Source organism: Serpens gallinarum (assembly GCF_014836765.1).
Lineage (GTDB): Bacteria > Pseudomonadota > Gammaproteobacteria > Pseudomonadales > Pseudomonadaceae > Serpens > Serpens gallinarum.
This window is the reverse complement of sequence record NZ_JACSQG010000001.1, coordinates 749,339-760,153: the sequence shown is the minus strand read 5'-3', so window position 1 is coordinate 760,153 and position 10,815 is coordinate 749,339. Positions and strand designations below refer to the sequence as shown.

The 10,815-nt window shown below is 59.1% G+C and carries 11 protein-coding genes and 1 tRNA gene; 4 read left to right on the top strand and 8 right to left on the bottom strand.

What is annotated here, in order from left to right; all coding sequences use genetic code 11:
- Positions 1 to 9: 9 nt before the first annotated feature.
- Positions 10 to 675, bottom strand: coding sequence for a cysteine protease LapG (gene lapG / locus H9642_RS03540; RefSeq protein WP_251835360.1), 666 nt, complete (start codon positions 673 to 675; stop codon positions 10 to 12).
- A 116-nt stretch (positions 676 to 791) separates the two neighbouring features.
- Complete coding sequence (locus H9642_RS03535) at positions 792 to 1,046, bottom strand: hypothetical protein (protein ID WP_251835012.1); 255 nt, start codon at positions 1,044 to 1,046, stop codon at positions 792 to 794.
- A 160-nt stretch (positions 1,047 to 1,206) separates the two neighbouring features.
- Between H9642_RS03535 and H9642_RS03530 the strand changes: the two genes are divergently transcribed.
- The 4 genes from H9642_RS03530 (at position 1,207) to H9642_RS03515 (ending at position 3,498) form a co-directional block, all read left to right on the top strand.
- Complete coding sequence (locus tag H9642_RS03530) at positions 1,207 to 1,416, top strand: cysteine-rich CWC family protein (protein ID WP_251835011.1); 210 nt, start codon at positions 1,207 to 1,209, stop codon at positions 1,414 to 1,416.
- Between the two features lie 3 nt (positions 1,417 to 1,419).
- Positions 1,420 to 2,112 carry a pseudouridine synthase gene (locus H9642_RS03525; protein WP_251835010.1) on the top strand — a complete coding sequence of 231 codons (693 nt, stop codon included), beginning with the start codon at positions 1,420 to 1,422 and terminating at the stop codon, positions 2,110 to 2,112.
- 372 nt (positions 2,113 to 2,484) lie between these two features.
- Positions 2,485 to 3,342 carry an alpha/beta fold hydrolase gene (locus tag H9642_RS03520; RefSeq protein WP_251835009.1) on the top strand — a complete coding sequence of 286 codons (858 nt, stop codon included), beginning with the start codon at positions 2,485 to 2,487 and terminating at the stop codon, positions 3,340 to 3,342.
- Between the two features lie 82 nt (positions 3,343 to 3,424).
- Positions 3,425 to 3,498, top strand: a tRNA-Gly gene (locus H9642_RS03515).
- Positions 3,499 to 3,588: 90 nt separating this feature from the next.
- Here the strand turns inward: H9642_RS03515 and H9642_RS03510 are convergent.
- The 6 genes from H9642_RS03510 to infB all read right to left on the bottom strand — a co-directional run bounded on the left by H9642_RS03510 (position 3,589) and on the right by infB (position 10,799).
- Positions 3,589 to 3,966, bottom strand: a complete 378-nt coding sequence (locus H9642_RS03510) for a BON domain-containing protein (RefSeq protein ID WP_251835008.1) — start codon at positions 3,964 to 3,966, stop codon at positions 3,589 to 3,591.
- A 252-nt stretch (positions 3,967 to 4,218) separates the two neighbouring features.
- Positions 4,219 to 6,324: a polyribonucleotide nucleotidyltransferase gene (gene pnp, locus H9642_RS03505; protein ID WP_251835007.1), complete on the bottom strand. Its 2,106-nt coding sequence runs from the start codon at positions 6,322 to 6,324 to the stop codon at positions 4,219 to 4,221.
- Between the two features lie 164 nt (positions 6,325 to 6,488).
- Positions 6,489 to 6,758 carry a 30S ribosomal protein S15 gene (gene rpsO, locus H9642_RS03500; RefSeq protein ID WP_251835006.1) on the bottom strand — a complete coding sequence of 90 codons (270 nt, stop codon included), beginning with the start codon at positions 6,756 to 6,758 and terminating at the stop codon, positions 6,489 to 6,491.
- A gap of 121 nt (positions 6,759 to 6,879) precedes the next feature.
- Positions 6,880 to 7,797 (bottom strand): tRNA pseudouridine(55) synthase TruB, encoded by a 918-nt coding sequence (truB, locus tag H9642_RS03495; RefSeq protein ID WP_251835005.1) that lies wholly within the window; start codon positions 7,795 to 7,797, stop codon positions 6,880 to 6,882.
- 3 nt (positions 7,798 to 7,800) lie between these two features.
- Positions 7,801 to 8,184, bottom strand: a complete 384-nt coding sequence (gene rbfA / locus H9642_RS03490; protein ID WP_251835004.1) for a 30S ribosome-binding factor RbfA — start codon at positions 8,182 to 8,184, stop codon at positions 7,801 to 7,803.
- 128 nt (positions 8,185 to 8,312) lie between these two features.
- Entirely contained in the window at positions 8,313 to 10,799 is a 2,487-nt protein-coding gene (gene infB / locus H9642_RS03485; RefSeq protein ID WP_251835003.1) for a translation initiation factor IF-2, read from the bottom strand.
- Positions 10,800 to 10,815 lie beyond the last annotated feature (16 nt).

Here is a 10,815-nt window from a genome sequence, read left to right as displayed (position 1 = left end):
CCCTTTCTCCTAGTGCAGCTCCCCGGGGAAGCCCTCAGCTGCCATTTTTCTCAATAGATCTTGCCAGCGGGACAAGCGCTTGCTGTCTCCTACCCGACGATTTCCGCTCTCCCCTGGAAACCATAAGCCTTCGCCATTGAAGGCGTAGACGGGCAATAAATCATCCCGCTGCTCGGCGGGAAGGATCTCGACCTCAAGGTTGTCCAGTACCAGCGGCAACGCTTGCGGACTGGGGTAATACGCCAGCACCATATGGGCCTGGCTCAACTTCAGTGCTTTTACATAGGTGATGCGCAGCTTTTCGCTGGGCACGCCCAAGTAACGCAGGCTGATGTACTTGGCCAGGGCAAAGTCCTCGCAATCCCCCGCGCCTTGGTGCAAGGCCTCGACGGGGGTAGCCCAATAATCAGCCTGGCCCCACAGCCAGTGATCGTCTGCAAAAGCCAGCTGCTGGTTGAAGAAGCTATTCACAGCCTGAAGCTGTGCCGCTTCAGTCTGCCCCACCAGCTCACCCAGCAACTCTTGCCAACCTTCCAGGCGCTGTCGTCCTTCGCCAAGCGGCCCGTAAAGGCGCTCGGCGCTCGGAATGATCCGCGCAAAATTCCAGTCGGCCAGCGCCAGGCCGGCCCATCCCCACACCAGTAACCCGAGCCCGGAAAGCCAAATCCTTTTCATGTGCAGCGGCATAGTCCTGCATCGGCGGTTGGTGGTCGTGTCTCCGAACGCTCTCAGCAGCATAGACGCTGCCGCCCAGGTCATCGGTTCGCCGTGCAGCTTCATCTGCCGTCAGGTTATGGCTGGCGCACCCAGTTGTAATGGCTGAACTCGCCCCGTCCGTGATAACGGCGGGCGGGAACGAAGCGGTACTCCATCACTTGTGCGTCATCGAAGCGGGGGCGCACAATCGGGCGATGATCGTCGTAGCGATAAGGGTTGCGAACCACGGACTCGGATTGATCGTTGATGGAAGCTGAAGGTTTGCTCTGCCCAGCGCATCCCCCCAGCAGCACGGTGGCACTGAGCACGACCATGATGAACGTCTGCATAACAGCTCCCACGTACAAGGACCGGACAATTGAGACTGCGCACAACCCTCGGCGTTTGCCGGCCTGTCACAAAAACGACCAGCGTGCGCCCGTGACGCTGACGCTGTGCCGCGCTAGGATGGCGCCTTTTTCCACAGGCTGATCCACCGCCAGGGCTACCATGACTTCAGATTCGCAATGCTGTCCGTTGTGCGGCCAGACCAACCTGTGCGAGGCCCAACGCGCCATCGAGACCGGGCAGCCCTGCTGGTGCTTTTCCAGCGTCATCGAGCCGGCTGCCGTGCTCCGCGTACCTGCCCGGCAGCGCAACCAGGCGTGCCTATGCCATGCCTGCGCAACCACGGCCGTTGCCTGCCCAGGCGAGCGCTAACGGATGCGCCTTGACCGCTTTATTGCTCATCAACCTCACCTCAGCCGCCAGGACGCTAATCTACTGATCAGCGCAGGGCGCGTTCAGGTTGATCATCACGTGCGCCGCGACAGCCGTCTGGAGGTAAATGAATTCAGCCATATTGCGCTCGACGGCACCGTGCTGCAGAACGGCAAACCGGCGCGCTACTACATGCTGCACAAACCCGCCGGTTATGTAAGCGCCACCTGCCACGACGAACATCCCACCGTACTTGACCTGCTCACCGATACGGATACTCAGGACCTGCATATTGGCGGGCGCCTCGACCTGACCACCACCGGCCTTCTGCTGATTACCAACGACGGACGCTGGTCACGGCGCCTGACCCAGCCGGGCAGCGCATTGGGCAAGGTGTATTACGTAGAAACCGAAAAACCCATCGGCCCTGAGTACGCCGAAGCTTTCGCCACTGGCCTTTACTTCGCCTATGAAAACCTCACCACGCGCCCTGCCCAGCTGCAGGTGCTCGGCAGTCACGCCGCGCGCCTGACGCTCTATGAAGGCCGCTACCATCAGGTCAAGCGCATGTTTGGTCATTTCCGCAACCGAGTCACACGCTTGCATCGTGAGCGCATGGGCCTCTTGCAGCTCGATCCATTGCTTGAGTGCGGTAGCTATCGGGCACTCAATAGCGAAGAAATTCGCCAGGTCTGATGACCGCTGGGCGGATTAACCCGTATTTCTTCGACCTGACTTGTTGCCGTCACACTCCGTTGCTTCACTGGGAGCGCAAACAAGAAGCGAGCGTAGTTCGCATCGCATAAGCGAGGTACGAGGCGCAGCACGTCTCAAGCGGGATGCATTCATCGTATGCGGAGTGATCCGCCGATGCCCGTCACCCACCAGCTCTCCTGACCCGTTCGTCTTTGGTCATCAGGAGCATCTTTCACAAACCTGCCTACCTGTCTGAAGCCTGCGCAACGCCGACGGTCTCCGCTTGCGTCCAGCTCCAGGGGTGAGGCATGCCGGATGAAACAGAGAAATCACCAGATTTATCGCCAGTTGCCATTAAGGGAGGCACTCCAGATGAAAGCGGAAATCGCTGTACTGGATATTCAAGGAATTTACCGGATCTACACGGAGCTACATCGAGCAAAGACGCCAGCGGGCACCATCCTTCTGATCAACGGCTCGCTCTCCACCCTGGCGTCATTCGCCCAGACAGTTCGCTACCTGCAACCGCACTTCAATATCGTGCTGTTCGATCTGCCCTATGCCGGCCATTCGCGGCGCTACAACACGCACCATCGCTTGCTGAGCCGCGACGATGAGGCGGACATCATCATCGAGCTGATCGAGCATTTCAAAACCGACTGCCTGCTGTCTTTCTCCTGGGGCGGCATTGCCAGCCTCAAGGCGCTGGCGCGCCATCCTCGGCATGTTCGCAAGGCTGCAATCAACTCCTTCTCGCCGCTGATTAACGGCGCCATGCTCGATTATCTCCAGCGCGGCTCGCAGGTTCTGGGTGCCTGCGACCGCGACGGTATCGGCGAGCTGGTCAATAGCACCATAGGCACGCACCTGCCTTCGCTGTACAAGCGCTACAACCATCGCCATATCAGCTCGCTGGAAATCTACGAATACGCCCAGATGAAGTTCCATGTCGACACCGTGCTCCACCATGAGGGCCGCTCCTGTGTCAGCCATGCCGATGTCATTGAAATTCCACTGTTGTTTATCAACGGCGAGTGGGACGAATACACCACGGCTCAGGATGCTCGCCAGTTCGCCCGGCATGCACGCCACTGCGAATTTCACAGCGTGGCCAGAGCAGGGCATTTCATCGACATCGAGCACAGACAGGCCAACCTGGATACCCGCAACGCCCTGTTGGATTTCCTGTTTGCCCCCGCCATACCGCACCGCCAGGCCATGGCGGTATGAACTGAATCGCCGGGTTTTGAAAAACAGTTACACGCCGGACTTCATTTCTTCAATGCTTTCTGGTACAAAGTCGGCCTCCCAAGCGGGCGTCGTATAATGGCAATACCCTAGCTTCCCAAGCTAGAGCCGTGGGTTCGATTCCCATCGCCCGCTCCAGACTGCAACAAAAAAGCCCTGATCACTCAGGGCTTTTTTATTTCCGCAAGCTCGCTGATTCAGGCCTTCATAGGCCAAATCAACGCATGCTTACTCGGCTACTTTCAAACCATCCGCAGCCACGTCGCGTACGCCTTTGATCTCCTTGGTTCTGGAGATGGCCATATCGCGCTCGGCTTCGGTAGCGACTGTGCCGGACAGTGAAACCACCCCATTCTTGGTTTCCACCTCGATTTCCATACCGGGGGTGGTGTCATCGGCCAGCAGGGTGGATTTGACCTTGGTAGTGATCCACGTATCGGAAACCGCATCGCCTGCCTCATCCATGGTGTCATTGGCGGCCAGTAGCAGCGACTGGGCAGGAACGGTCTGAGGGAGCTGATTATCGGCCAGGGCCAGACTTGCGAACGGCAGACTAAGGGCGGCGGCAATGGCTACCGAGGTCAACGAGGTCTGGAAATTTTTCATGTTTTTCACTCCTGTCTTTTAAGGAATCTGCAACGCGCTCCGGCTACAGATATCAGAACAGGCGCAAGCGGCATGCCAGCTTCGCTTAACTTTTAATCCCTTATATTTCAATAACTTAGTAAACGATACGCACCATGGCTCTATGCAATTTGCACGCTTTTGCCGTTGCGTTGCGTGCAACCTGCAATGCACCAATCTCGCTCACAAAAACAAAAAAGGCCCCGAAGGGCCTTTTCTTTATGCGCTGTTCAATCAGGCTTGGGACGCTTTCGCCGCCGCCACGTCCTTGATCGACAGCTTGATGCGACCGCGGTTGTCCACGTCCAGCACCAGCACTTCAACTTCCTGGCCTTCCTTGAGCACATCGGTGACCTTCTCGACGCGCTGATCGCTCAGCATCGAGATGTGCACCAGGCCGTCCTTGCCCGGCAGGATGTTCACGAAGGCACCGAAATCGACGATGCGCTCGACCTTGCCGACGTAGATCTTGCCGATCTCGGCTTCTGCCGTGATGCTCAACACGCGCTGCTTGGCAGCTTCGGCCGCATCCTTGGTTTCGCCGAAGATCTTGATCGAACCGTCATCTTCAATATCGATCGACGCCTTGGTCTCTTCGCAGATGGCGCGAATGGTGGCGCCGCCCTTGCCGATCACGTCCCGGATCTTGTCCTGGTCGATGCGCATAGCAATCATGGTCGGTGCGTTGGCGGACAGCTCGCTGCGCGACTCGCCGATCACCTGATTCATCTGACCCAGGATATTCAGGCGTGCTTCCAGTGCCTGATTCAGGGCGATCTCCATGATCTCTTCGGTGATGCCCTGGATCTTGATGTCCATCTGCAGAGCGGTTACGCCCTTGGCAGTACCGGCGACCTTGAAGTCCATGTCACCGAGGTGGTCTTCGTCACCGAGGATGTCGGTCAGGACGGCGAACTTCTCACCTTCCTTGACCAGACCCATGGCGATACCGGCCACCGGAGCCTTCATCGGCACACCAGCGTCCATCAGCGCCAGGGAAGCGCCGCACACCGAAGCCATGGAGGAAGAACCGTTGGACTCGGTGATTTCCGAGACGACACGGATGGTGTAGGGAAATTCATCAGCGCTCGGCAGCATGGCGGCGACGGAGCGGCGGGCCAGGCGACCGTGACCGATTTCGCGGCGACCGGTGGCGCCCATGCGACCACATTCACCGACCGAGTAGGGCGGGAAGTTGTAGTGCAGCATGAAGGGGTCTTTCTTCTCGCCTTCCAGAGTGTCGAGCAACTGCGCGTCACGGGCGGTGCCAAGCGTGGCGACTACCAGTGCCTGAGTTTCGCCACGGGTGAACAGGGCCGAGCCGTGGGTCTTGTCCAGAACGCCGACTTCGATGTTCAGGCCACGCACAGTGCGCGTGTCGCGACCATCGATACGCGGCTTGCCGTTGACGATGTTCTCGCGCACGGTGCGGTATTCGATTTCGCCGAAGGCTTCCTTCACTTCGCCGGCGGAAGGCTGGCCTTCTTCACCAGAGAAGCGAGCGACGACCTGGTCACGCAGCTCACCCAGGCGCGCGTAGCGATCCTGCTTGATGATGATGGTGTAGGCCTGGGAAATCGCCTCACCGAACTCGCTGCGGATGGCATTGAGCAGCTCGGTGTTTTCAGCCTTCGGCTGCCATTCCCAGCTCGGCTTGGCCGCTTCGGCCGCCAGCTCGGTGACCGCCTGGACCACCACCTGGAACTCCTCGTGGGCGAAGAGTACGGCGCCCAGCATCTGGTCTTCGGTCAGCTCCTTGGCTTCCGACTCGACCATCAGGACGGCGTCCTTGGTGCCTGCCACGACCATGTCCAGGCTGGAGGCCTTGAGCTGCTCATAAGTCGGGTTCAGCAGGTAGCCGGTTTCCGGGTGGAAGGCTACGCGAGCGGCACCGATAGGTCCGTTGAACGGAATACCGGAAATGGCCAGCGCGGCAGACGTACCGATCATCGCGGCGATGTCCGGATCGGTCTTCTTGCTGGTGGAGATCACAGTACAGATAACCTGCACTTCGTTCTGGAAACCTTCCGGGAACAGCGGACGGATCGGACGGTCGATCAGGCGCGAGGTCAGGGTCTCTTTTTCGGAAGGACGCGCTTCACGCTTGAAGAAGCCACCGGGGATCTTGCCGGCAGCGTAGGTTTTTTCCTGATAATGCACGGACAAGGGGAAAAAGCCCTTGCTCGGATCAGCCGTCTTCGCGCCGGTTACAGCAACCAGCACGGCGATATCGTCGTCAACGGTGACCAGCACTGCGCCGGAGGCTTGGCGGGCGATACGGCCCGTCTCGAGGGTTACGGTCGATTGACCGAACTGAAATTTCTTGATGACCGGGTTCACGGTGTGTTCCTTCTTATGTTGCCTTGGGGGAAATCTTCAGAGGATGCGGGAATCGGACCCAGCCTCCCCTGAAAAGCATGAAGCTGGAAGCACAAAGCTGGAAGCAAGCGCAATGTGCGTTGCTTCCAGCTTCATACCTCCAGCTCCAGCTCGGCGTGCGACGCTTAGCGACGCAGGCCCAGGCGACCGATCAGGGCGCTGTAACGAGTGATGTCCTTACCCTTCAGGTAATCCAGCAGCTTGCGGCGCTGGTTAACCATACGGATCAGACCACGACGGGAGTGGTGGTCCTTGCCGTTGGCCTTGAAGTGGCCTTGCAGCTTGTTGATGTTGGCGGTCAGCAGGGCTACCTGCACTTCCGGGCTACCGGTATCGCCTTCAGCTTGCTTGTACTCGTTAACGATCTGGGCTTTTTCTTCAACGCTCAGTGCCATGGTAATGGACTCCTAGAGTGAACAGGCCGGGACGAATCCCGTGTTTTAAAAAGAGGCATGACCGTGCCTGCTAACAGCCACCCTCGTTGCCGCGAATCGCATGACGATCCGCGGGTTCCGGTCATTCCGACCGAATCAGTCGACGCGGCGCAACGCGCCCGTCATCACTCACTTCACCGATACCGATAAAGCGACCGGTGTGATCCTGCACCCGCATCATGCCGAACTTCGGCGCTTCCGGGGCACGGACTGGCTGACCATGCAACCAATAATAGGCGCTATGCTCGGACAGCTGGATCAGCGGCCAATCTGTCAGGCCACAATCCACCGGCAACAGAAAGCGATCCACAGCTTCCGCGCCGCCTTCAGCATGAACGGCTTCCAGCTCTTCCAGGCTGATCGCCTGATCCAAGCCAAACGGCCCTGCCTGAGTCCGGCGCAATTCAACCACATGGGCACCACAGCCGAGCAGCGCACCCAAGTCTTCCACCAGGGTACGAATATAAGTGCCCTTGCTGCAGCCAACGGCCAGGCGAACCTTGTCGCCCTCACAGGCCAGCAACTCCAGGCGGGAGATAGTAACAGAACGCGCCTCGCGCTCCACTACTTCCCCGGCACGCGCCAACTTATAGAGAGGCTGACCGTCTTTTTTCAGTGCCGAATACATCGGCGGCACCTGCTGGATCTCACCGCGAAAGCGCGGCAGCAAAGCCTCGATCTCGGCGCGACCAACCGTCACCGCGCGACGTTCGAGAACTTCGCCCTCGGCATCGCCGGTGGTGGTCGTCACGCCAAGTTGCATGACGGTTTCGTAGGCTTTGTCGGCATCCAGCAGGTACTGGGAAAACTTTGTAGCCTCACCGAAACACAGCGGCAGCACACCGGTTGCCAAGGGATCAAGGCTGCCGGTGTGGCCCGCCTTTTCCGCATTCAGCAGCCAGCGCACTTTCTGCAACGCGGCATTGGAGCTGAAGCCATGGGGCTTGTCGAAAATCAGTACACCGTTGACCTTGCGGCGTATGCGTTTGACCTGAGCCACGCGTTATTCCCCGTCCTTGGTGTGCTGGCGATCCTCGGCTACCGCACGCTCGATCAGCACCGACAATTCAGCACCACGACGAATGCTCGCATCATAGTGGAAGCGCAGCTGCGGCACGCTGCGCAGCTTCATCGACTTGCCCAGCAGCATACGCAGGTAACCAGCCGAGTCGTTGAGGATGTCCAGATTCAACTTGAGCTTTTCGTCGTCAAAATCACCCATCAGGGTGATGAAAATCTTTGCATGCCCGACATCGCGACTGACTTCCACCGCGGTGATGGTCACAAACCCGAGCCGCGGGTCGCGAACCTCACGGGGAATCATTTGCGCCAGCTCGCGTTGCATCTGGTCGCCGATGCGCTGGGTGCGACTGTATTCTTTAGCCATAAAAACCTGCCTCAAGCGGCCAGTGCACGCTTGGAAAAACCATGAAACTGCAACGGCAAACGGCAAGCTCGATCAGTAGCCAAAAGGCCACCTCTCGAAGCTTGCCGCTTGAAGCGTGCAGCCGCTCGTTAGAGCGAGCGCGCCACCTGGACCTTCTCGAACACTTCGATCTTGTCCCCGACCTTAACGTCGTTATAGCTCTTCACGCCGATACCGCATTCCATGCCGGCACGCACTTCGGCCACGTCGTCCTTGAAGCGGCGCAGGGATTCCAGCTCGCCTTCAAAAATGACCACGTCCTCACGCAATACACGGATCGGACGGTTACGGTGCACCAGACCCTCGAGCACCATACAACCGGCAACCGCACCAAACTTCGGCGAGCGGAAGACGTCGCGCACTTCGGCAATACCCAGGATATTCTCCCGAACATCACTGCCGAGCATACCGGTGAGCGCCTTCTTAACGTCCTCGATGATGTCGTAAATGACGTTGTAGTAGCGCATGTCCAAGCCTTCGGCCTCGACAATCTTGCGCGCTCCAGCATCAGCCCGCACGTTGAAGCCAAACAGTACGGCGTTGGAAGCCAGTGCCAGGTTGGCATCGGATTCGGTGATACCGCCGACACCACCGCCGACTACGCGCACCTGCACTTCGTCATTGCCCAGGCCGTTGAGCGAACCCTGCAGAGCTTCCAGGGAACCACGCACATCGGACTTGAGGACGATGTTGAGCGTCTTCTTCTCGTCCTGGCCCATGGTCTCGAAGATGTTCTCCAGCTTGCCGGCGTGAGCACGGGCCAGCTTCACTTCGCGGAACTTGCCCTGACGGAACAGTGCTACTTCGCGAGCCTTCTTCTCGTCGGCGACGACAGTCAGGTCATCACCGGCTTCAGGCGTACCATCCAGGCCGAGAATCTCGACCGGAATAGCCGGGCCAGCTTCTTTGACCTGCTTGCCGCTCTGATCGAGCATGGCGCGGACGCGACCGAAGGTCACACCGCACAGAACCACATCACCCTGACGCAGAGTACCGTCCTGGACCAGCACGGTTGCTACCGGACCACGTCCCTTGTCGAGACGCGATTCCACCACGACACCGCGGCCTGGCGCAGACGGGGTTGCCTTGAGCTCGAGAATTTCGGCCTGCAGCAGCACGGCTTCGAGCAGCTCATCAACGCCGGTACCCATCTTGGCGGACACCGGAATGAACGGCGTGTCACCGCCCCACTCTTCCGGAATCACATCCAGCGCGGCCAAGCCGTTCTTGATGTTGTCCGGATTGGCTTCGGGCTTGTCGATCTTGTTGATTGCAACCACCAGGGGCACCCCAGCGGCTTTCGCATGCTGGACCGCTTCTTGTGTCTGAGGCATGACGCCATCATCAGCTGCCACCACCAGGATCACGATATCGGTCGCCTTCGCACCACGGGCACGCATGGCGGTAAACGCGGCGTGACCAGGGGTATCCAGGAAGGTCACCATGCCGCGCTCGGTTTGAACGTGGTAGGCGCCGATATGCTGGGTGATGCCGCCAGCTTCGCCCGAGGCGACCTTGGCGCGACGAATGTAGTCGAGCAGCGAGGTCTTGCCATGGTCGACGTGACCCATCACGGTCACAACCGGTGCACGAGTCATTGCCTCGCCTTCGAATTTCAGCGATTCAGCCAGCTGCTCTTCAAGCGCGTTGTCGCTGACCAACTTGACCTTGTGGCCCAGTTCTTCAGCCACCAGCTGTGCGGTTTCCTGATCAAGAACCTGGTTGATGGTCACCGGAGTGCCCATCTTGAACATGAACTTGATCACTTCCGCGGCTTTCACAGACATCTGCGCAGCCAGATCGGCCACGGTGATGGTTTCGCCGATGGAAACATCACGCACAACCGGACCGCTCGGGCTCTGGAAGCCGTGCTGATTACGCTTCTTCAGCCGGCCCTTGCCACGTCCGCCACGACGAAAGCCATCGCTTTCTTCGTCGAGAGTACGCGGTGCGACACGTGGAGACGGGGCCTTGTCCTTGGAAGCCGGACGCGGCTGCGCAACCTTGCGCTCACGCCGATCATCCACCACTTCGCGTTTTTCAACACGACGCGGCTCTTCTTTCTTACGCACTTCACCGGCAGCTGGAGCAGCTGCTTCGCGCACCACCGGGCTACCCGGCTCAGCCTTGGCAGCTACCGGAGCTTCTGCGCTCGCGGCAGGTTGCTGGCGGGCAGCCTCTGCCTGGGCTTTCTGCTTCGCTTCTTCTTCGGCCTTCAAACGCGCCGCTTGCTCGGCAGCACGCTGTTCTTCCAATTCACGCTGCTTGTCGGCCTCGATTTCAACCGGGCTGCGCTTGACGAAGGTCTTCTTCTTACGGACTTCGACACTGATGGTCTTGCTGCCTGGAGCTTTCAGGGTCGTGGTGGTCTTGCGCTGCAAGGTAATCTTGCGCGGCTCATCTCCCTTCGCACCATGATCACCCTTCAGGTGGCTCAACAGCGCCTGTTTTTCACTATCGGTCACTACTTGCTCAGCGCTCGTGTGCGGCAGGCCAGCCTCACGCATCTGCAGCAGCAGTCGCTCGACCGGTGTGTCGACCACTTGGGCCAGTTCTTTCACCGTGACTTGCGTCATGCATTTCTCTCCTCAG

What these genes read in the sequence shown, in the direction of transcription:
- lapG (WP_251835360.1), bottom strand. Translation starts at nt 675, where the DNA reads ATGAAAAGGATTTGGCTTTCCGGGCTCGGGTTACTGGTGTGGGGATGG.
- H9642_RS03535 (WP_251835012.1), bottom strand. Translation starts at nt 1,046, where the DNA reads ATGCAGACGTTCATCATGGTCGTGCTCAGTGCCACCGTGCTGCTGGGG.
- H9642_RS03530 (WP_251835011.1), top strand. Translation starts at nt 1,207, where the DNA reads ATGACTTCAGATTCGCAATGCTGTCCGTTGTGCGGCCAGACCAACCTG.
- H9642_RS03525 (WP_251835010.1), top strand. Translation starts at nt 1,420, where the DNA reads ATGCGCCTTGACCGCTTTATTGCTCATCAACCTCACCTCAGCCGCCAG.
- H9642_RS03520 (WP_251835009.1), top strand. Translation starts at nt 2,485, where the DNA reads ATGAAAGCGGAAATCGCTGTACTGGATATTCAAGGAATTTACCGGATC.
- H9642_RS03510 (WP_251835008.1), bottom strand. Translation starts at nt 3,966, where the DNA reads ATGAAAAATTTCCAGACCTCGTTGACCTCGGTAGCCATTGCCGCCGCC.
- rpsO (WP_251835006.1), bottom strand. Translation starts at nt 6,758, where the DNA reads ATGGCACTGAGCGTTGAAGAAAAAGCCCAGATCGTTAACGAGTACAAG.
- rbfA (WP_251835004.1), bottom strand. Translation starts at nt 8,184, where the DNA reads ATGGCTAAAGAATACAGTCGCACCCAGCGCATCGGCGACCAGATGCAA.
- infB (WP_251835003.1), bottom strand. Translation starts at nt 10,799, where the DNA reads ATGACGCAAGTCACGGTGAAAGAACTGGCCCAAGTGGTCGACACACCG.